This window comes from Terrilactibacillus laevilacticus (genome assembly GCF_006517395.1).
GTDB lineage: Bacteria > Bacillota > Bacilli > Bacillales > Sporolactobacillaceae > Terrilactibacillus > Terrilactibacillus laevilacticus.
Genome location: NZ_VDCY01000005.1, coordinates 23,139 through 45,301, shown reverse-complemented (window position 1 = coordinate 45,301; position 22,163 = coordinate 23,139). Strand labels below are relative to the sequence as shown.

General features: G+C 36.3%; 19 protein-coding genes. 17 read left to right on the top strand and 2 right to left on the bottom strand.

Annotation, left to right across the window (positions count from 1 at the left end):
- Nucleotides 1–59 precede the first annotated feature (59 nt).
- Nucleotides 60–503: a GNAT family N-acetyltransferase gene (locus FG390_RS07975; RefSeq protein WP_141190522.1), complete on the bottom strand. Its 444-nt coding sequence runs from the start codon at nucleotides 501–503 to the stop codon at nucleotides 60–62.
- A 433-nt stretch (nucleotides 504–936) separates the two neighbouring features.
- On the opposite strand from FG390_RS07975, the gene FG390_RS07970 reads away from it, so the two are divergent.
- The gene (locus FG390_RS07970; RefSeq protein WP_141190521.1) at nucleotides 937–1,350 is read left to right on the top strand and encodes a DUF2871 domain-containing protein; all 414 of its coding nucleotides are present in this window, start codon (nucleotides 937–939) and stop codon (nucleotides 1,348–1,350) included.
- 40 nt (nucleotides 1,351–1,390) lie between these two features.
- On the opposite strand, the gene FG390_RS07965 is transcribed toward FG390_RS07970, so the two are convergent.
- On the bottom strand, nucleotides 1,391–1,915 hold the full coding sequence (locus tag FG390_RS07965; protein ID WP_141190520.1) for a type 1 glutamine amidotransferase domain-containing protein: 525 nt from the start codon (nucleotides 1,913–1,915) through the stop codon (nucleotides 1,391–1,393).
- A gap of 314 nt (nucleotides 1,916–2,229) precedes the next feature.
- On the opposite strand from FG390_RS07965, the gene FG390_RS07960 reads away from it, so the two are divergent.
- The 16 genes from FG390_RS07960 to srlA all read left to right on the top strand — a co-directional run bounded on the left by FG390_RS07960 (nucleotide 2,230) and on the right by srlA (nucleotide 22,159).
- Complete coding sequence (locus FG390_RS07960; RefSeq protein ID WP_181406430.1) at nucleotides 2,230–4,254, top strand: glycoside hydrolase family 32 protein; 2,025 nt, start codon at nucleotides 2,230–2,232, stop codon at nucleotides 4,252–4,254.
- Nucleotides 4,255–4,553: 299 nt separating this feature from the next.
- Complete coding sequence (katA, locus tag FG390_RS07955; RefSeq protein ID WP_141190518.1) at nucleotides 4,554–6,014, top strand: catalase KatA; 1,461 nt, start codon at nucleotides 4,554–4,556, stop codon at nucleotides 6,012–6,014.
- 318 nt (nucleotides 6,015–6,332) lie between these two features.
- Complete coding sequence (locus tag FG390_RS07950; protein WP_258311629.1) at nucleotides 6,333–7,589, top strand: Glu/Leu/Phe/Val family dehydrogenase; 1,257 nt, start codon at nucleotides 6,333–6,335, stop codon at nucleotides 7,587–7,589.
- 227 nt (nucleotides 7,590–7,816) lie between these two features.
- Nucleotides 7,817–8,794 carry an aldo/keto reductase gene (locus FG390_RS07945; RefSeq protein ID WP_141190516.1) on the top strand — a complete coding sequence of 326 codons (978 nt, stop codon included), beginning with the start codon at nucleotides 7,817–7,819 and terminating at the stop codon, nucleotides 8,792–8,794.
- 88 nt (nucleotides 8,795–8,882) lie between these two features.
- Nucleotides 8,883–10,046: a PucR family transcriptional regulator gene (locus FG390_RS07940; RefSeq protein ID WP_141190515.1), complete on the top strand. Its 1,164-nt coding sequence runs from the start codon at nucleotides 8,883–8,885 to the stop codon at nucleotides 10,044–10,046.
- 114 nt (nucleotides 10,047–10,160) lie between these two features.
- A complete protein-coding gene (locus FG390_RS07935; RefSeq protein WP_141190514.1) occupies nucleotides 10,161–11,525 on the top strand; it encodes an aminotransferase class III-fold pyridoxal phosphate-dependent enzyme in 1,365 nt (454 codons plus the stop codon).
- A 62-nt stretch (nucleotides 11,526–11,587) separates the two neighbouring features.
- On the top strand, nucleotides 11,588–12,730 hold the full coding sequence (locus FG390_RS07930) for an iron-containing alcohol dehydrogenase family protein (RefSeq protein ID WP_141190513.1): 1,143 nt from the start codon (nucleotides 11,588–11,590) through the stop codon (nucleotides 12,728–12,730).
- A gap of 384 nt (nucleotides 12,731–13,114) precedes the next feature.
- Nucleotides 13,115–14,413 (top strand): ABC transporter substrate-binding protein, encoded by a 1,299-nt coding sequence (locus FG390_RS07925; RefSeq protein WP_141190512.1) that lies wholly within the window; start codon nucleotides 13,115–13,117, stop codon nucleotides 14,411–14,413.
- 250 nt (nucleotides 14,414–14,663) lie between these two features.
- Complete coding sequence (locus FG390_RS07920; RefSeq protein WP_246092769.1) at nucleotides 14,664–15,902, top strand: carbohydrate ABC transporter permease; 1,239 nt, start codon at nucleotides 14,664–14,666, stop codon at nucleotides 15,900–15,902.
- 67 nt (nucleotides 15,903–15,969) lie between these two features.
- Nucleotides 15,970–16,797, top strand: coding sequence for a carbohydrate ABC transporter permease (locus FG390_RS07915; protein ID WP_141190510.1), 828 nt, complete (start codon nucleotides 15,970–15,972; stop codon nucleotides 16,795–16,797).
- Between the two features lie 302 nt (nucleotides 16,798–17,099).
- Entirely contained in the window at nucleotides 17,100–18,152 is a 1,053-nt protein-coding gene (locus tag FG390_RS07910; RefSeq protein ID WP_141190509.1) for a pyruvate kinase, read from the top strand.
- A gap of 220 nt (nucleotides 18,153–18,372) precedes the next feature.
- Entirely contained in the window at nucleotides 18,373–19,176 is an 804-nt protein-coding gene (locus FG390_RS07905) for an SDR family oxidoreductase (protein WP_141190508.1), read from the top strand.
- A 52-nt stretch (nucleotides 19,177–19,228) separates the two neighbouring features.
- Nucleotides 19,229–19,507 carry a helix-turn-helix domain-containing protein gene (locus FG390_RS07900; RefSeq protein ID WP_141190507.1) on the top strand — a complete coding sequence of 93 codons (279 nt, stop codon included), beginning with the start codon at nucleotides 19,229–19,231 and terminating at the stop codon, nucleotides 19,505–19,507.
- Nucleotides 19,455–21,113, top strand: coding sequence for a BglG family transcription antiterminator (locus FG390_RS07895; protein ID WP_141190506.1), 1,659 nt, complete (start codon nucleotides 19,455–19,457; stop codon nucleotides 21,111–21,113). Before FG390_RS07900 ends, FG390_RS07895 begins: the two co-directional genes overlap by 53 nt.
- Nucleotides 21,114–21,130: 17 nt before the next feature.
- Nucleotides 21,131–21,580, top strand: a complete 450-nt coding sequence (locus FG390_RS07890) for a transcriptional regulator GutM (RefSeq protein WP_141190505.1) — start codon at nucleotides 21,131–21,133, stop codon at nucleotides 21,578–21,580.
- 27 nt (nucleotides 21,581–21,607) lie between these two features.
- Nucleotides 21,608–22,159, top strand: a complete 552-nt coding sequence (gene srlA / locus FG390_RS07885; RefSeq protein ID WP_141190504.1) for a PTS glucitol/sorbitol transporter subunit IIC — start codon at nucleotides 21,608–21,610, stop codon at nucleotides 22,157–22,159.
- Nucleotides 22,160–22,163 lie beyond the last annotated feature (4 nt).

The window sequence follows — 22,163 nt, the reverse complement described above, 5'->3', positions numbered from 1 at the left end:
TTATAATGAAAAGCAACCATCCTATATATGAATAAGGACGGTTGCTTTTGTGCGTAAAATTAAATCTCTAATATCATATCAACATGAGGAATATCATCTTCTAGATACGGTTCTGAAACATCTTTAAAACCGAATCGCTCATAGAGTCCTTTCGCTTGTACTTGTGCTTGTAGTTTAATTTTTTTGGGGTGTAGTTCGTCGATAGAAAACTGAATAGCTTTGGCGATCATTTCTCTTGCAATCCCTTGTTTTCGGTACTCTTTTTTTACAATTATACGACCAAGGGATAGTTCAGGGTAAATGACTCCTTCCGGTACAATACGGAGATAAGCTATAATCTGACCGTCTTTTTCGGTAAATAAGTGGTAGCAATCTTGATCTTTATCATCTATATCCTGAAAAGGACATTCTTGTTCAACAATGAAAATACGATTACGTTCATTAAGTATTTGATAAAGCTCTAATGTTGTTAAGTCAGAAAATGTTTTTAAATGCCACTTCATGCTCTCACCTCTCTATGTCATCATCTTAATTATAAGCGACTAAATGTAAACCTAGCAATGGTGAAATTAATATCTTAATAGAGGTTGATTTAAAAAGTCACCAAATGATAAGCTACGAATCTCGGCGCCCACTTGTTTTTCCGATCCTCATGTAGTGAATACAAGAGGATCTCTTGCTAAAATCGCTCACGTCCTGTGGCTGGCGCCTGAAGCCACCACCTCATGTGGAATGCCGGTCCTAAGGAACTGCGCCGCTCTTAGCCTTTGCTTCTAATTTGTCACCTTTTTGAACACGCACTTATAGCTTAAACTTCGGTCTGTAAGTCGTTATATCTTAATTGAATCCGTCTAGGCATAGTAGAGTCTAAATGCAAAGCGGATTGATAAAATGGTATAATCATAGAGGAGACTATTTATTGCAAGGAGATTGGACATGAAAAAGTTATATTTTGCCGCACTTATTTATATGATACTAGGTTTATTAGCGGGTATTTTTTACAGAGAAATAACGAAAGCATACAACTTCACAGGCGAATCAATGTTGTCTGTCTTGCATACCCATTTACTTGCACTTGGTATGATGATGTTCTTGATTTTCTTAGTGTTAGAGAAACTTTTTACTTTATCAAAGAGTAAGTTGTTCCTAGCGTTTTACTGGATATACAATATTGGCCTGCTCTGGACGATTGGGTTTATGGTCATCCACGGGACGATGAGCGTTCTTGGTAAATCCGTAGGACCAGCGATCTCAGGTATGGCTGGACTTGGACATATTTTATTAACGGTAGCTTTAGTTCTATTCTTTATAATTCTATTTGAAAGATTAAAAGCCTCAGAAACACGATAAACAAAGTGCGTTCAAAACAATGAACGCACTTTGTTCTAGCTTATTTATTTTCAAGTACTTTAATGAGTTCCCTCAAGTAATCAGGTAAATCGGGTGGTCTACGGCTAGATACAATATGGCCATCTACAACGACAGGTTCATCATGCCAAATGGCACCTGCATTCGTCATATCATCTTTAATTCCTGGGGTACTCGTGACATGTACACCTTTGAGTATTCCAGCAGATATGAGCACCCAACCTGCATGACAAATTTGACCAATTGGTTTTTTGTTTTCATGAAAGTGCTGAATAATTGAAATAACCTCAGGAAAACGGCGGAGTTTATCTGGAGACCATCCTCCTGGAACCACAACAGCATCATAATCTTCTGGATTAACATCACTGAAAGTATAGTCTGATTCTGCAGGAACTCCATATTTTCCGATATATTTATGATGAGCCTCTTCCGCAATTAAGTGAACAATGGCTCCTGCCTCGCGGAGGCGTAAGATCGGATACCATAACTCTAAATCTTCAAAATCATCACTGACAAAAGATAATACTTTTTTTCCTGTTAATGACATTAAATTTTCTTCCTTTCCTATTAAAAATAATGGAATACTTCCACTTTAACAAAGATAAGAAGAATATGCTCGTAAGAAGAAATAAAAGGTCATAATCGAAGAATCGTGAGAGGCTGTCCTCCAACGGTACAAGTCTGAACTAGAAAAATCTAATGGTGATCAAATTTTAAAAAGCCCTTCACGGGGTATGTTTTTTTGTTTAAAAGTTCCATTTCTTTATAAAAAATGGATGAAACTAACTTTAATGTACAGTATAACTATAAATGTATTATGAGTGGAAGGAGAAAAGAACGACAAGAAAAAGAGGTGCGACGTTGTTAAAGAAATTAATGGTTGTTTTTAGTTTGAGTTTCATCGTGTTCCTATGTCCACAGATGAGTCATGCCTATGACCCTGAGTATTATCAAGAACCTTATCGTAATCAAGTTCATTTTTCACCTGAATTTGGGTGGATGAATGATCCAAATGGCCTGGTCTATTATCATGGACTCTATCACATGTACTATCAATATTACCCATATGGCTTATTATGGGGTCCGATGCATTGGGGACATGCTATTAGTACTGATTTAACCCATTGGATTCCGCAAAAAATAGCTTTATATCCTGATGCACAAGGACACATTTTTTCAGGAAGTATTATTATTGATAAGAAAAATGACTCGGGGTTTGGAAAAGATACCATGGTCGCTTTCTATACGAATGATCGGAAAGGGATACAAGATCAACGAATAGCCGTAAGCCACGATGAAGGACAAACATGGGAAAAAATCAATGAACCTATCATGAAAAATCCTGGGATAAAAGACTGGCGTGATCCAAATGTTTTCTGGTATCAAAAAGATAAAAAATGGATTATGGTCCTTACAACTCATAATAAAGCGATGTTTTATTCATCTAAGAATTTAAAGCAATGGACACTAATGAGTACTTTCGGACCAACTGATCAGAGTAAAGGGGTTTGGGAATGTCCATCTCTTATGCGGTTGCCAGTTGAAAACTCAAATCAAAAGAAATGGGTCTTGCAAATAAGCCGGACGGAAGGTTCGCCTGCCGGTGGAACCGGTGTTGAATATTTTGTTGGTGATTTTAATGGTCAGCATTTTATTCAACATCGAAAACTAAAAAGAAGAGACTGGGTCAATTATGGAGCAGATTATTATGCGGCTATCCCATGGAATAATCTTGAAGGCCCTAGAGGAGAACGCGTGACGATAGCGTGGATGAGTAGCTGGAAATATGCCGAGAGAACACCAACGACGCCCTGGCGAAATTCAATGAGTTTACCCGTTAGTTTAACTTTAGTTAAAATGGGTGACGCCTTTCGATTAAAACAAACGCCGATTTATTATCTTAAACCTAAAGATGGACACATTCGTTTTCATCATAAGACCATACAACCAAGTACTAACATCCTTAAAGGTCACAAGTTTAAGGTCGGAGAAATAAAAGCAGAATTTGATCTTTCTAAGTCAAATGCAAAGGAATTTGGTTTCCAACTTAGAGAAGGTAACGGTCAATACACAAGGATTGGTTATCAAGTAACAACCCATCGATTATTTGTTGATCGCTCGCATTCGTCAAATTTTCATTTTAACTCAGATATAACGGGTGTACATGCTATACATATGAATCCAACCAACCATAAAATTCAGTTACACATATTTTTAGATCATTCAGCATTAGAAGTATTCGGAAATAATGGAATCCGAGTGATTACAGATCAAATTTTTCCTAGAGTGAACAATGATGGTATGTCACTCTATAGTTCTGGTGGTCATACAGTCATAACTTCATTTGTTCTTCAACCTTTTACTTCGATTTGGGGATCTTCTCCTCTTGTTTCAAACATTAAGAAATGGCAAACGATAAAGGGAATCTGGGCTGATTCTATGAGTGGCAAAGTGGGTCAAACTGAAGATGAAGGCAGCATTCTCTCTAATAGGATGGGTAAAAATTTCGTATATGAAAGTGACGTAACCATTATTAATAGAAACTATATAAATAAAGGAACAGGTACTGGAGGTTTGATTTTTCATTCTGACAAGGTGGCAAAAAATATGTACGTCGCAGCCCTTGATATTCCACATAAGTCCGTTCAGCTTATAAAAGTTTGCAATGGGAAGCGTCAGGTTATCTCTCAAAAAACCATGCCATTAAAAGGTAACCAAACCTATCATCTCAAAGTTATCGTTCAACAGAATCTAATCAAAATTTATTTAGATCGGAAGCTTATGATTGAAAAACAAAATCCCACATTCCATCAAGGATTGGTTGGGTTATATACCTTTCAGTCTTCATCCGCTTTTCAAAACATCCATTTCACATCTAAACCGTAAATGAGTTTATTCATAAGAAGTTCTGACCAGGCCATCTAGATTGCCTGGTTTTTTCGATTTATAAACATTTTGAGTGGAATTCTCAATTAATTAGTTTTACTCTCATTTATAAAAATAGGCATAAGTTTTACTTTTAAAAATTTTATTGAATATTGTTCGTTTTTATCATTGAAAAGAAATAGATTAAAAGAAATAGATAAAAACAGTTGATTTATAAATGATGTTAAATTATAATTATTATCAATAGGAAATAAAAATAAATAAATACTTAATCTAAATAGTGTGTGGAGAGGTGACCAATGAACGAAAATAAAAAGCATTTGACAACAAGTTGGGGAGCGCCCGTTGGTGATAATCAAAATTCAATGACAGCCGGTCATAGAGGACCAGTATTAATACAAGACGTGCATCTTTTGGAAAAACTGGCTCATTTTAATCGAGAAAGAGTACCAGAAAGAGTCGTTCATGCCAAAGGTGGCGGTGCACATGGTTATTTTGAAGTGACGAATGATCTAACAAAATATACGAAAGCGAGTTTCTTATCTGAAGTTGGAAAAAGAACACCTCTGTTTGTTCGGTTTTCAACGGTTGCAGGTGAAAATGGTTCAGCCGACACATTGCGTGATCCAAGAGGGTTTGCGGTAAAATTTTATACAGATGAAGGGAATTACGATATAGTAGGAAATAATACACCGGTCTTTTTTATTCGAGACGCGATTAAATTCCCGGATTTTATTCATACTCAAAAAAGAGATCCTAAAACTCATTTGAAAAATCCGACCGCTGTATGGGACTTCTGGTCACTCTCACCAGAATCACTGCATCAAGTGACGATCTTAATGTCAGACCGCGGGATCCCTGCGACATTTAGACATATGCACGGCTTTGGAAGTCATACATTTAAGTGGACAAATGAAGCTGGAGAAGGTGTCTGGATTAAATATCATTTTAAAACCGATCAAGGTGTTAAAAATCTAACGCCAGATGTTGCGGAACAGCTTGCCGGTGCAAATCCAGATTATCATATTGAAGATCTACAAAATGCCATAAAAAATGGAGACTTTCCATCATGGACATTATATGTTCAAATCATGCCGTTAGAAGATGCCAATACTTACCGTTTTGATCCCTTTGATGTGACTAAAACTTGGTCCCAAAAAGATTATCCATTAATCGAAGTAGGAAAAATGGTATTAAATCGAAACCCTGAGAATTACTTTGCCGAAGTCGAACAGGCTACTTTCTCACCTGGAACATTAGTACCTGGCATTGATGTCTCACCGGATAAGATGTTACAAGGTCGACTATTTGCGTATGGAGATGCTCACAGGCATCGCGTTGGTGCCAATCACCAATTGTTGCCAATCAATCGTCCCCGAGTCGATGTCAATCATTATCAACGTGACGGTGCGATGCGCTTTGATAAAAATGGTAGGGGCTCAACATATTATGAACCGAATAGTTTTGGAGGGCCTACAGAGACACCAGAAGCAAAACAGGCGACTTATCCAGTTCATGGTACAGCGGATAGTGTGGGATACGATCACAATGATCACTATACCCAAGCTGGTGATTTATATCGATTAATGACGGATGAAGAAAAGGCGAGATTGATCGAAAATATTGTCGCAGCCATGAAACCAGTTGAAAAAGAAGAGATTAAACTCAGACAGATTGGACATTTTTATAAAGCCGACCCAGATTACGGATTACGAGTAGCAGCTGGACTAGGTTTACAAGTCCCTGAAGAGGTCAAATAAAAAACGCTTATTCCTTAAATATATAAAATGATGTATCAAAGGAACCTGTTCCGGTTATGAAGGAACAGGTTCTTTTAACATATTTTATGAGTTTGTCCAACAGATATGTTAGAAAAACTGACATAAAAGATTATTATTCTCTTGGTTACTAATAATTTCATTATAATATGTCATATTATCTTACAAAAAAGTATAAATGTAAGCTTATCTCTCTTATTATTGTTTTCGGAAGAAGTTTTAAGACAATATTAAAAAAGAATGGGGATAACAATGTCAATTCTAGTTGAAGAGAAAAATCGCAACGAAGAAAAAGTAGGAATGAATAAAGAAGATACTCCACTTGGTGAATTTCAGGAAACACTCCATGAGGCAACAGAACTCCTGTCTTATCCTGCAGAGGTCTTTCATTTTTTAAAAAATCCAATGCGTTTTTTTGAGGTTAGTATTCCCGTTCAGATGGATGATGGCGAGACCAAAATATTTCAAGGCTATCGAGCCCAACACAATGATGCATGTGGACCAACCAAAGGAGGTATTCGTTTTCACCCAGATGTTACTCCCGAAGAGGTCAAAGCCTTGTCTGGATGGATGAGCTTAAAGTGTGGGATTAATCATCTTCCTTATGGTGGAGCTAAAGGTGGTATCATTTGTGATCCAAGAAACTTAAGTTCAAATGAATTGCAGCGATTAAGCCGTGGCTACGTTCGTGCCATTAGTCAATTTGTTGGGCCAACTAAAGATATCCCAGCACCTGATATGTATACAAATGCTCAAATCATGGGATGGATGCTTGATGAGTATAATCATATTTGTGAGTACGGAGCCCCAGGTTTTATTACAGGTAAACCATTAGTACTTGGAGGTTCAAAAGGACGTGAAACAGCCACCTCAAAAGGTGTTTTATATATTCTTCAATTGGTTTGTGAACAACAAAATTTAAATATTCAAGATATGCGAGTGATCATTCAAGGTTTCGGAAATGTTGGAAGTTACTTAGCTCAATATTTATATGATCTTGGAGCAAAAATTGTTGGCATAGCGGATGCAAAAGGTGCCATTTATGATTCTGCCGGGATCGATATCCCGTATTTAATGGAAAATAAAGATGCTTATGGTGTCGTGTCCACTTTATTTAGACAAACAATGACGAATGAAGAATTGCTCGAACAAGAATGTGATGTATTAATACCAGCAGCAATCGGTGGAGTCATCACATCCGAAAACGCCGATCGACTAAAATGTCGCTTTATTGTTGAAGCTGCTAATGGCCCAACAACTAAAGAAGCTATTGAACTTTTAGATAAAGAAGGTATTCAGGTCGTACCAGATGTCCTTGCCAATTCAGGAGGAGTCATCGTTTCCTATTTTGAATGGTGCCAAAATCTCCAAGGATACTACTGGACAGAAGAACTTGTTGATCAAAGACTGAAAGAGAGATTAACAGAAAGTTTCAATGATCTCATGGAAATAGTAAGTGAATATGGCGTAAATATGAAAGTAGCCGCCTACATTCTCGGAACAAAAAGACTTGCTGAGGCCTCGCACTCTAGAGGGTGGATTAATATAAATGAATAGAAATAGATTCTCGGGTAGGAATACAAATTCCTATCCTATTTTTTTAGCTGTTTTAAATTTCGGTTATCTTACATACCCCTTGAAAGATGAAATAATTATGAGAAGGAATTCAGAGAGAAGATGGCGAACTCTAATTTATGAAATAGCCGAGAACACTCGTGACTTTAGTCATGAGAGGTTCAGATGTTTATTTTATTGATATTATCTTTTGAAAGAGGGATACATTCATGCGTATAATGCCTATCGAAAAAAGAAAACTTACAACAAGTCGTTTAGTTTTAGGATGTATGGGCTTTGGTGGCAATTGGGATCATAGCCCAGTTACTCAAGATGATATTTACATAGCAGAGCAGGCTGTTGATACAGCGTTATCTATTGGAATGACCATGTTTGATCTTGCGGATATTTACCGGATGGGTAAGTCTGAAACTGTTTTTGGCAAAATACTCAATTCGAAGCCTAATCTAAGAGAAAAGATCATAATTCAAAGTAAATGCGGCATTCGGTTTGATGACAACGTTGGTCCATTTCGCTATGATTTTTCAAAGAAACATATTATTGAATCGGTTAATGGTATTCTCAAGCGATTGGGAACCGATTATCTTGATATTTTATTGCTGCATCGTCCAGATCCATTAATGGAGCCAGAAGAAGTAGCGGAAGCATTTGATGAGCTGAAAACAAGCGGGAAAGTGAGATACTTTGGGGTTTCAAATATGAATGCCTCACAAATTCAGCATATCCAAACGTACGCTTCAGAGCCGATCATTGTTAATCAATTGGAACTTAATTTAAAGAAACTCGATTGGTTAGAACAAAGTGTATTAGTTAATGAAACGAAAGGATCTCAAACGCAATTTGGCCCCGGTCTAATCGAGTATTGTATGATGCAGAACATACAAGTTCAAGCTTGGTCACCGCTCGCTAGAGGTCTTTATTCTGGGAATGTACCAAAGGATATTTCAGAAGCTGATAGAAAAACCATTGAACTCATTGAAAAGATGGCTTTAGAAAAGGGAACGACAAAAGAATCGATTGTTTTAGGTTGGTTAATGCGGCACCCTATGAAAATTCAACCTGTCATCGGTACCACAAATACTACGAGGATAAAAAACTGCCAGGATGCTGTGCGGCAATCAGAATTAATGACACGGGAAGAATGGTATTCACTTTATGAGACATCGAGAGGAAGCAAATTGCCATAAGAACAGCTGACTCATGTCAATTTGTCTTAAAATACATTGAATTTATTATAATTATATCTCAACGTTCGACAAAAGGGGGACAGTTTCTATGACAACGTTAAGAAAAATTTTTAGTCTTCCTGAATTTAAAACGATCTCTCTTGTCGCAGGTAAAGAAGGTATTGATCGCACGATTACAGGGGTTAATGTAACTGAGAGTGTCGATCTTGCAGAGTTTTTTAGACAAAATGAGCTGATCGTGACGACAGGCATTGATATGGCTAATGATTTCGCAAAATTGATAAATATGGTAGAAACAGCCTTTCAAAGGCAGGCTTGTGGGATGGTGATAAATACAGGGCCTTACATTCCTAATATACCAGAAAGAATATTGAATTTTGCTGACGAGCAGGCCTTTCCAATGTTTCAGATGCCATGGGAATATCGTGTGGCTGATTTTTTAAAACTATCCGTTCAATTTTTAATGACAGAACAGAATAAGTCAACGAATGGTGATGTTGTCTTGTCCGAAATTCTTTTTAATCCAGATTTTAATGATGAGGATATAAATAAAGAACTGACAAAACGAGGTTTCAAAAATGATACAACTAACGCCATTGTTGTGTGTGAACTTCCAAACCATGTGAAACATCAAGAATCTATCATGAAAATCCTCGATAAGTCTCTTCATGATTATTATGAATGCACTTTATCCATGGTTTTTAAAAATCAATATATTGTATTAGTTGACACCATTGATCAAGGTGTTTCACATGCCTCTTTTTCTAAGATTGTTCAAGACGTCTACCATCGACTAGAACAACTCGATTTCAAAGCGTTGCCTCTGATCGCAAAGGGAGAGGACTATACTTACTTATCAGACCTTAAGAAAAGTTACGATGAAGCGTTAAAAGTTATTCAACTTAATCGCAAACATGCAAACTATCAAATCTATTCTTATCAAGATCTAGGTGCTTATAAGTTAATTTTAGGTGCTAGAAATCGTCGCATGACGGACAAGTATCATCATGATACTCTAGGAAAACTTTACCAATACGACAAATCGAATGAAACGGATTACGTTGCTTTTTTAAGAATTTATCTAGAGGAAGATGGGCGTACGATTAACATCAGTCGAAAAAAATTTATCCATCGAAACACGGTATTATATAAAATAAAAAAAATTGAATCGATTTTAAATATGAAATTGGATCATACTTTCACTAAGACAACCTTAACGCTTGCTTTTATGATTGAAGATCTTCGTATGTAGTTTATTTGTGCAAATGCACAATGGTTTTTGTTTGAATCATCATTGTTTTCTGATAACTATCTGATATATGATAATTTTATAAAATTTTAAAACATGAATGGAGTTGTTACTCACATGAAATCAGTAGATATTGAGAAAATAAAACAAGATGATAGGAATTATGTTCTACATTCATGGGCGAAACAAAAGCAAGTTAATCCTAAAACGATAACAAAAGCCAAAGGGATCTTTTTTTGGGACGATGAAGATAAAAAATATTACGATATGTGTTCCCAACTAGTTTATTTAAATGTTGGGCATGCCCACCCAAAATTGCTTGAGGAATTTAAACATATTGGTGAAATACCTATTTCAGCACCAGGTTTTGCAACGGCTTCAAAAGCAGAACTCGCTCGTAAAATTATTGACGTGGCACCAAGTAATATGGCAAAAGTATTTTTTGCGAATGGCGGTGCGGATTCAAATGATCACGCGGTAAAAATAGCTCGAATGGCAACTGGACGTTATAAAATCTTTTCACGCTATCGTTCATATCATGGCGCAACATTTGGTGCTGGAAATTTATCTGGTGAGAGCAGGCGTTTTACTGTAGAACCAGGCTTACCCGGATTTATTAAATTTGACGTCCCATACTTATATCGAGAAGTCATTGATTTTGAAAATGAAGAAGCAGCAACTAAATTTTATTTAGACCGTTTAAGGAATCAAATGTTATATGAAGGACCAGAAACGATTGCAGCTGTATTTATGGAGCCGATTCCTGGAAGTAACGGTGTTCTAATCCCGCCTAAGGGTTATCTCGAAGGTGTTCGCGAGTTATGTGATGAATTTGGTATTCTCATGATTTGTGATGAAGTCATGACTGGCTTTGGTCGGACAGGAAAAATGTTTGCCGTCGATCATTTTGATTTCGAACCAGATATGATGACCTTTGCCAAAGGAGTAACCTGTGGCTACAGCCCGCTTGGCGGAGTGATTGTTAGCGAGAAAGTCGCAAAATACTTTGATGACCATGTGCTTATGACGGGTTTAACGTATAGTGGTCATACAGTCTCTACACAAATTGGTTGTGCGACGCTTGATATTTATAAAGATGAAAACTTAATAGAGCATGCAGATGAAGTAGGTAAGGTATTAGCTTCTCGTTTAGAAGAACTCCGTGGGTATGATTCTGTTGGGGACGTACGACATATCGGTTTATTCGCAGCTGTCGAACTAGTCAAAGATAAAACAACAAAAGAACCCATCATCGCTTACGGTATGGATTATGGAAAAGATAAAGTGGGGTTAATGAGTCAATTTGTTAGCTTACTCAGCGAATTCGGTTTCTATACTTATTCACATGAATCAAGTGTGATTATCGCACCGCCACTTGTGATCACAGAACAAGAATTAAATGAATCTATGGATCTATTCGAACAGGTATTGACATTATTTGAGAAAGATGTCTTATTTGCCGATCAAACGGTTAAATCATGAGTGCTTGTACTATTATTATCTAGAAAATTAACTGAACTTATTGAGAAAGGAATTTAAGTAAGATGGAGAATTTTTTATATAAGCAACCTGTGCCAATTGATTTTGGCGCAGGAAAAATAAAGCAACTACCCAAAATTTTAAAGCAGATGAATCTGAACCGTGGAATCCTTATTAGTGCTCCTTCGATGGTCAGGCTGGGTATTGCAGAAGAAATCAAAAAACAATCTGAAGGAAGAATTGTCGCGATATTTTCCGATATCAGACCCAATCCAACGGTTAAAAATACAGATAACTGCGCCCAGATGATTCGTGAAAATAAATGTGAATTTGCCGTTGCTCTTGGTGGGGGAAGTATCATGGACTGTGCTAAAGTAGCCTGTTATGTTGCTGGAACTGAAAATAAAACGGCTGATTATCTATCGAAAAAGCTTCCAGTTACAGGTTCTAGTATTCCTCTTATTGCGATTCCAACGACATCTGGAACAGCGAGCGAGATTACCACGGTCTCAGTTCTTACCGATGAAGCTCGCGATGTAAAGGCACCACTTGCTAGTGACCTATTTTATCCTGTATATGCGTTAGTTGATCCGGAGTTGACTTTATCATGTCCTCCTTATGTGACAGCGGCAAGTGGACTGGATGTGCTCGCACATTCTTTAGAAGCTTTTTATGGGAAAAAACACCAACCTTTAACCGATCTTCCTGCAGAGCGTGCTGCATCTCTTGTGTTTAAACATCTTTTAACGGCATATCATGAACCTGACAACATAGAAGCAAGAGCAAAAATGAGTGAAGCTTCAGTGACAGCGGGAATGGCCTTTAACTTAACTCAAACCGCAGCTGCTCATGCCTGCTCTTATCCGTTAACACAAGATTTTCATATCCCTCATGGTGAAGCGTGTGCATTTACACTGCCTTCTTTTTGGAAAATTAACAGTAAGGGACCGGAAGCGGAACGTCTAGAAGCTTTTAGTCAACGTCAAGGATTTGAAAGTGCAGAGGATCTAGCCAATCAAATCGATGCAATGAAAAAAGAGATGGGTCTTCGAATGACGCTAAATGATGTTGGTGTCAATACTGAACAAGACTTAAACGAACTCGTAGAGGGGAGTTTTTCTCCCAATATGTATAATAATCCTGTTGAAATGACAAAAGAGTCATTGAAAGAGATGTATAGCGCATTAAAGGGAATAAAAACTCTATAGTTACAATCGACGTTTGAAATAGTAGGCTTAATCAAAATGATAAGTCTACTATTTTTTTATACGAAAAAAACAAAATGATTGGTTCGGTAGGAATGGCGGTCCATCAATAGTTAAAAGTAAAGATAAAGATATAGTTAGTGAACGGCGAATTTTGTAATATATGAACAAATTTTGAAGGAATATATTGGTTGTTTTATTTAAAGATTTAAATTAAAATAAAAAAAGAAAATTGTAAGCGATTACAAAAAGGAGGCTGTTTTTTAGAGTAAAACGATCTCATCCAACTATTCTATAGCCATGCATTAAGTATGATGTGAGGAGTAAGTCAGAAAATGTAAGCGTTAACAAAATGGTCCTATTTAAACACCAAAGGAGGATATTGTGATGAAGCGTAAAGCAATGTGCATGCTTAGCTTATTTTTAGTGGCAATACTTATATTAGGCGGCTGCAGTTCAGGCAGTAAGTCAGATCAAAATGAAAGCAAAAATAGTACTAAAGGTAAAAAAGTGAAAATTGTTTATGCTCAAGGAAAGGATACGACGAAGGTTGTTCCTAAAATTATTAAAGCCTTTGAAAAAGAACATCCAAATATTGATGTAGAATTTCGGGAACTTCCATCTGATTCCAATGCACAACATGATGCATATGTAACAGCTTTAAATGCTAAATCATCTGAATTTGACGTTATTTCTTTAGACGTCGTTTGGCCAGCTGAATTTGCTCAAGCGGGTTATGTGATGCCATTGGATCGTTTTATTCAAAGAGATCGTATTAACATGAATGATTACAATAAAGGCGCGGTTCAAGCTGCACAATTTAATGGTAAGCAATGGACAATGCCAAGGCTCGGCGATGCCGCTTTGTTGTTCTATAGAAAAGATCTTGTCCCTGAAAAAGATGTACCAAAAACATGGGATGACCTTCAAAAAGCAGCTAGTCAATATCAAGGAAAAAATGGAACAAAATATGGTTATTTAATGCAGGCTAAACAGTATGAAGGACTTGTTTGTGACGCAGTAGAATTTATCGCCTCTTATGGCGGACAGTTTATTAACGACAAAGGAGAAGTGGTGATTAATAGTCCTGAGGCTATTAAAGGGTTACAGAAAATGGTTGACATCACCAACTCTAACATTGTTCCTGGCAACATTAATACATTTACAGAAGTTGAATCCCATACATCCTTTATCAATGGTGAATCACCATTCATTAGAAACTGGACCTACCAATATGCGATTGCCAATGACAAAACACAATCAAAAATCGTAGATAAAGTGGGCGTTGCTCCACTTCCAGCAGGAGATAAAGGTTCTGTAACGGCACTAGGCGGCTGGCAATTAGGTATCTCCGCTTATTCAAAACATCCAAAAGAAGCATGGGAATTTGTCAAATTTTTATCAGGTAAAGAAGGTCAAAAAATTACGGCGATTGATTCAGGTAATATTCCAACACTCACCTCCTTATTCCAAGATAAAGATGTCTTAAAAGCGAATCCATTCTTTGCTAATAAGGAATTCCAAGAAGGCTATGCTAACGCTGTACCAAGACCTGTAGCACCAAACTATCAAGAGATTTCAGATATTATTCAGATTGAGGTTTCAAAAGCGATCAATAAAGAAATTTCTGCGAAACAGGCGATACAAGAAATGGAAACTCAAATCAAAGCGAAACTTGCAAAATAAAGATTGACGAAATGGTGCTGGCCTTCTACCTGAAGGTCAGCATGATATCTATAAATTGGAACGAAGATTGACACGGGATGTGATGAATGATGAGGTCCAATAGATTACTTTATAAGGGTGTGATGACATGCATTCCAACCTGGAAAAACCTGATAAAAAGATAGATCACTCAGTCGGTAATGTCCAACTTAAACAAAAAAAGAAGAAACTATCAGAAAGATCAGCGGGCTATCTTTTAATTTTCCCATCGATGCTACTTATTCTCATTGTGGCTATTTGGCCAGTTTTGCAATCTTTTTATTTAAGTCTTTTTGATCTCAAACTCAATGATCCGACGAAATCTACAGTGCACTTAAATTATAGTTTTGATTTAGAGCGATATTTAAATAGTGCACCGTTCCTTATTACAGCTATTGACCAAGAGATACAAAATGGTCATCAAGTGGATCAGTTAACGAAAATAAAAACTGAGATAGATCAATTTGATGCTTTATTACAGAAAGACCCTGATCTAAAGAAATCATATCAAACGATTAATGATAAACTGATGGATTTTAAATCGATATCAGACGGTGAGGCCCTTATATCTATAGATAAAAAGCTCAGTAAGCGATATCAAAATATGACAGATAACGTTCAACAAGAAATAAAAGAAGTGACAAAAACAGCAAAATTGGAGCAAGGTGAAAAAATCGTTGGGCTCTCAAAAGGCCTAAATGATGCACTCATCAAATCCAACTTTGTTGGATTACAACACTACAAAGAAAACTTATCGAGTCCTCGCACGTGGCTAGCGATTTGGAATACGCTCGTTTTTACAATCGTATCCGTAGCATTTGAGTTAGTCATCGGTCTTGCTATTGCACTACTTATCAATAAAGCCTTTTTTGGCAGAGGGTTAATCAGAGCTAGTATTCTTATTCCTTGGGCGATACCTACGGCCGTTTCGGCGTTAATGTGGAAATTCCTATATGATGGACAAAATGGAATTGTGGCGCATTTATTTGAAAAAGTGGGATTAGTGGATAAAATGTCGGATCTCTTAACAACCAATATCGGGGCAATGTTTTCGGTTATCTTTACCGATGTATGGAAAACAACCCCTTATATGGCTTTATTACTTTTAGCAGGGCTACTAACCATCCCTTCATCTTTGTATGAAGCGGCAGCGATTGATGGTGCAAATAAATGGCAGCAATTTATTAAAATTACGTTGCCACTATTAAAATCGAGTCTTCTTGTGGCACTTCTTTTCCGAACATTAGATGCGTTTCGTGTATTTGATTTGATTTTTGTTTTGACAGGTGGAGGACCAGCTAACTCAACTGAAACGATCTCAATTTTAGCTTATAAAGTCATGTTCTCACAAACCAATTTTGGAAATGGTTCATCACTATCGGTCATTGTATTCGTATGTGTGGCCATTATCTCCATCATTTATATCAAATTATTAGGTGCAGATTTAATTCAAGATAGCAATAAAAAATGATGGCCAAGGCGATACAAAATCATGCTGGCAAAAAATGAGTTAATTACGAGAAAAGGAAGTGTTTGACATGCATAAGAAAGCGGGTCCTTTATTCTATATTTTTCTTTTCGTCTTTGTTTTTGTTGTCATGTTTCCCTTTTTATGGATGTTAATAACATCAATTAAACCATTAACCGAATTATTTGGGGATAAAGCGTTCATCCCTTATACAAGTCGTCCAACTCTTGAAAACTATGTTTCTGTTTTTACAAAATATCCATTTCTACATTATCAATGGAACAGTTTAGTGGTTGCCTCAATAACAACGATATACACGGTCTTTGTTGCTTCATTTGCAGCTTATGCGATTGCAAGATTAAAGTTTAGGGGAAAGACGATTATTCTAGGTACCGTTTTGGCTGTTTCGATGTTTCCACAAATAGCCACTATTTCACCAATCTATATGTTTTTAAAAAACGTAGGTTTAACGAATAGTTATTTAGGCTTAATCATTCCGTATACCACATTCTCTTTACCACTGTCGATCTGGTTACTCGTTTCTTTCTTTAGGAAAATTCCGTTTGATTTGGAGGAAGCGGCTAAAATTGATGGCGCGTCTATGTGGCAAACGTACTGGCGTGTTATTCTTCCATTAGCAGGGCCTGGTATTTTTACAACATCCATCTTAGTCTTTATTGGGGCTTGGAATGAATTCTTATTTTCACTTACGATCAATACAGCGGATAAATATAAAACGGTTCCCGTCGGTATTGCCATGTTTCAAGGTCAGTACACCATTCCGTGGGGAGAAATCTCAGCTGCAACCGTTGTTGTGACCATTCCATTGGTTATCTTAGTTCTTATCTTCCAACGTCGAATTGTTTCTGGATTAACGTCCGGATCAGTTAAAGAATAGAGTTCAAATGACAATGGGAATAATGACCAAAACATTTACAACAGTACTCGAAAAATCTGAGTACTGTTTTGTTTATTCTACAGCAATGGACTACGCCCCTCGCCTTGTGTGCTAAGGAGAAACAGGGAAACTTTTTTGAGGGGAACAACAGTATTTTGAAAACTGATTAGTTTAACAATATTTAGTGGTGATGAAACCCCCGCTGACTTATTGGAGGCTCTAAAATGTTTCCTAAACGTTCAAAATTATTATCCTTCCTAATGGGTATACCATAGTAAAAGGTTTAAAAAGAAGGTGAATTTATGACCATTGATCGAATTTGTACAATAGGGCCAGCCAGTCAAAACAAGGAGACATTAAAAAAACTCATTGAAAATGGCATGACGATTGTTCGGCTTAATTTATCACATGGAACACATGAAAGTCATCGGGAAGTGATTCAGTTAGTGAAGTCTTTAGATGGTTCTATTCGAATTTTAGGAGATGTCCAGGGTCCAAAAATTAGATTAGGAGAAATACCCTCTGGGGAAGTTGAACTAAAAGCCGGTGCATCGTTCATTCTCCATAATCAACCCATCAAGGGAAATGAAAAGGAAGCGGGAGTCGATTATAAAGGTATCACAGAAGATATGACAGTTGGAAATAGAATTCTTATTAATGATGGTGAAGTTGAACTTGTTGCTGTCAAGATAGAAGATGGACATATCTTAACCACAGTTAAAAAAGGCGGGATAATTTCATCCCACAAAGGAGTTAATTTGCCAGGGACAAAGATCCAATTACCAGCGATTACCGAAAAAGACAAAAAAGATATTGATTTTCTATTAAATGAAAAAGTCGATTTTATAGCTTGTTCGTTTGTTCGGAATGCAACCCACATAAAAGAAATCAGGGATTTTATAGGGGAAAGGACACGGGTTGCTCCAAAGCTTATTGTAAAAGTTGAAACAATGGAAGCTATCAAAAATTTCCAAGAGATCGTTGAATCGACTGATGGAATTATGGTAGCCAGGGGAGATTTAGGAGTTGAATGCCCTTATGAGTGGATACCCCTTTTACAAAAAGCGATCATTAGTGAATGCAATCGGTTAAATAAATATGTTATTACGGCGACACAAATGCTCCAATCTATGGTTGATCATTCTATTCCAACGAGAGCAGAAGTAACGGATGTTTTTCAAGCTGTTCTTGATGGCACAAACGCGGTTATGTTATCAGCAGAAAGTGCATCAGGTGACCATCCTATCGAAAGTATAGAAACTCTAAGGCTCGTTTCTCAATTTGCAGAAAGAATGAAAGTCGAACTTCCATATGATATGGCTGACATGCTGAGTTTATTAAAGCAAACCATCTAATCAAAAGAAAATCGTCCATCATCAATAGCTTTGATGGATGATTTTTTTTTTTGGGGAATCGTCATTCTACATTACATTATATAAATGGGATGTATAGTTTTAGAATGAGATCATCAAATTCGTACATACCTTTTCCAAAGCCATTGAAAATTGATGTATTAATTAAATTGAAAGCGCTTTTATAATAGAAGTATAATAAATAGTGAAAGGGAGTTATCGTATGGTAGCGTCTTGGTTAGGTTTAGAAAATAAAACAATTATTGTAACAGGAGGGGCTTCAGGAATAGGGAAACATATTTCAAATGTATTGACTCAAGTTGGTGCTCAAGTGATTGTTTCAGATCTTAATGTCACAACAGGAGATATTGAAGAAAACGGAGCTTATCATGTCCAAACAGATGTAACAAAAAAAGAAAGTGTTGAAAATTTAGTTCATCATGTTGTCGAAAAATTTGGCGCGATTCATGGTCTTGTTAATAATGCTGGTGTCAATCTACCTCGATTATTGGTCGACTTTAGAGGTGAAAAACCAGAGTATGAGCTTAACGAAAAAGATTTTGATTTTATGATCAATGTCAATGTCAAAGGGTTATTTTTGGCGACACAAGCGGTCGTGCGTGAATTCTTGAAAGCCAAATCAGGTGTTATTATCAATATTTCCTCTGAAGCTGGTATGGAAGGTTCGAATGGTCAAAGTGTATACTCAGCGACAAAAGGAGCTGTTAACGGTTTTACAAGATCATGGGCAAAAGAACTTGGATCAAGACACATACGTGTAGTCGGAGTTGCACCAGGCATCAATGAAAAAACGGGGTTAACGACAGATGCTTATAACGAGGCACTTGCCTATACAAGAGGTACCACAGTTGATGGACTTGGAACGGATTACTCTAAGGCAATTCCTCTAGGACGTCCAGGAAAATTAGACGATATTGGAAATCTTGTTGCTTATTTGCTATCCGATCGTGCAGATTATATAACAGGAACAACAGTGAATATTACTGGCGGTAAATCAAGAGGATAGTCTCTTAAAGTTATTCCGCCCAAGTGCACTCGGGTTAAAGGAGATTGTAGAAATGGGCAAAATAACTCAAGAAGATCGATTAAAATTTATTTTAAAACGTGTTAAAGAAAATGACATAACAGAAGAAGAATTAGCAAAGAAGTTAAATGTTTCCTCAAGAACGATTTACAATGATGTTAAAGTGATTAATCAAGCTCTGGATGAATCGTCAGAGCTTAAGTTAGAAAATGGCACTTATCGTTTTCTAATTTATCAAAGAGTTCGTAAAAGAAAGTCAGTTGATCGATACACCGCATCAAAGAGCATCTTATCTGTTATATCGTTTATTTGAAGCAAGTCAACCACTAAAATTAGATGATCTTGCCTTTGAACTTAATATAGGTCGTTCAACATTAAATAATGATTTAAAAAAAATTCGATTGGCACTGGCTCCTTATGAAATTTTTGTTGAAGGGAAACCAAATGAAGGTATCCATGTTGAAGGAAATGAATGGGATATTAGATTATATATGATCCAAAATCATGATAACCGATATTTGGAATGTGACAAATTAGATCAAAACATTCAAAATATCATAAGAAATGATTGCAAGGAGCATTTGATTGAGGAAGAAACTGAATATAACTTAATACGATTCATCATGATTGCCTTAAATCGAATGACGTCTCATCCAATTCCTTCACAAATACCTGAAAAATATCAATCTATTATACAAACTAAAGAGTTTAGAGAAACCAGTCATTTATTAGAGAAGATAGTAAAGGTATTAAAAATAAAGTTAACACAACCAGAAAAAGTTTTTATTACGATTCCCATCGTTAGTAGACGTTCACCCGTAAAACTATTGAATGTTGACAAAGTTAAGGTACCTGAAGAAATCTTTAGTCTAATTGATGAGATCAAACAGCAAATACTAAAAGTGTTGAATATTGAACTAAATCTTAATCCAATCATAAATGAATTTAGCTATCATCTTACTTTTATGTTAAATAGATTAATATTTGGCATTCGATTGAAAAATAATCTGATCACAGAAGTCAAGTTTAAATATCCACTGGCTTATAAAATGGCTGAAATTTCTAACGATGTCATATATGAAAAATATCACGTAGAGACCTATCAAGATGAACTTGCATATCTTGCGTATTATTTTTGCATGGTAATTCATGAACAAGAGGAAAAAATAAAGAGAATAAAACGTGTCGCTATCGTCTGTCATACGGGTAGAGGAACAGCGAAGATTATATCAATTCAATTAGATAAAATTTTAGATCAAAACGTAGAAAAGAAGATGTTTTCATCTAATGCTATTGAGAGTGATATTTTAAATACCTTTGATGTCATTTTTTCTACAGTCCCAATAGCTTGTAAACTTAACGTTCCAGTTATTTTATTATCTGAAATTTTTGATGAAAAAAAGATCCTTAAAAAAATTAATCAATCTTTTCTCTTGAATAAGTTAAATATTACATCAGGCCATCAGCATGAATCATTAATGAGCCATTTATTGAGTGAGCATCACTTTTTTGTCTTAGATCACACCAAACGGTATGATGAAAATTTATCTTTTATGTTAGATGAATTAACTCAGTTAGATATCGTAGGTTTACAGTTTAAACAAAGAGTTTTTGAACGCGAGGACAAAAAAAGAACCTTTTTTGATAATGCAATAGCTTTTCCACATACGGTAAATAAAGGTTCAAACCAAATCGTCTTTGCTTTAGGAGTGAGTTCACACCCAATTATAGTGGATGAAAAGGAAATAAAACTCATTTTCTTATTAGGTATACCGGAAAATCAACAACTTGATGATGGTGTCATGATTAGTTTATACGATGAGCTAATCTCAATAGCCAAGAATAAAGACTTTGTTAATAAACTTTCGAAGACAAAGAACGTTCTGGAAGTGAAAAGACTGTTTGAGATGGTGAATTAAAAAAGAGGTGTCCATTCATGTTTTTTATCACATTAATGATTTTCATAGGTGGAGCATTTATTGTCCAAATGGCCTTAGGTTATTTACAAATGAGACATTTTTCACATGTTTTTACGAGGCTGAGGCGTAAAGGAAAAGTGGCCATTGGGCGAAAGAAAGGAAGATTAAGGTCCGGTACGATCGTGTTCATTAGAATTAACGAACAAGGGGACATCTTTGAGGTACAAAAAATGCAGGGTGTCACCGTCTTAGCAAGATTTAAAGCATTAAAAGGATTAACAGGAAAGAATATCAAAACCTTAGGAGAACAAGATTTAAAGGCTTATAACAATCTTTTAAGAGCGGCCATTGAAGATGCAGTCAATAATTACAAAATTATCTCAAGTGGGGGAACGATTCCAACAAAATCAATCTCCCCATTACAACAAATGGTTTCTTATGGAAAGTCACGTATTCTAGGTAAATAAAACTCAGTTAAAAAAGGAGTGACAGTGATGGATATTATTGTTGAACTAGCTAAAGGATTTATTAATCTGTTTCAGACAGGTGGAAAAACATTTATGTCTTGGATGACAGGTATTGTCCCTGTTGTTCTTATGCTACTCGTTTGTATGAATTCGATTATTCGTTTAATAGGCGAAGATCGGATTAACGTTTTAGCAAGCAAATCATCTCGTAATCCTTTGCTTCGATATATGGTATTACCGTTTTTAGGCGCATTTATGTTAGCTAATCCAATGGCTCTTTCTCTTGGGCGATTCTTACCAGAAAAATACAAACCGAGTTACTATGCTTCAGCAGCGTATTTCTGCCATACAAGTAACGGTATATTTCCACATATCAATGCAGGAGAACTCTTTATTTGGCTAGGTATTGCCCAAGGAATTCAAAAATTAGGATTAGATACGACTCCGCTTGCCATCCGGTACTTGTTAGTCGGTTTAATCGCGAACTTCTTATGTGGTTGGATTACCGACTATTTAACTCGATGGGTTTCGAAACAACAAGGTGTTGAACTCAGTAGTGAAGTGAAAATTAATGCGTGAGGGG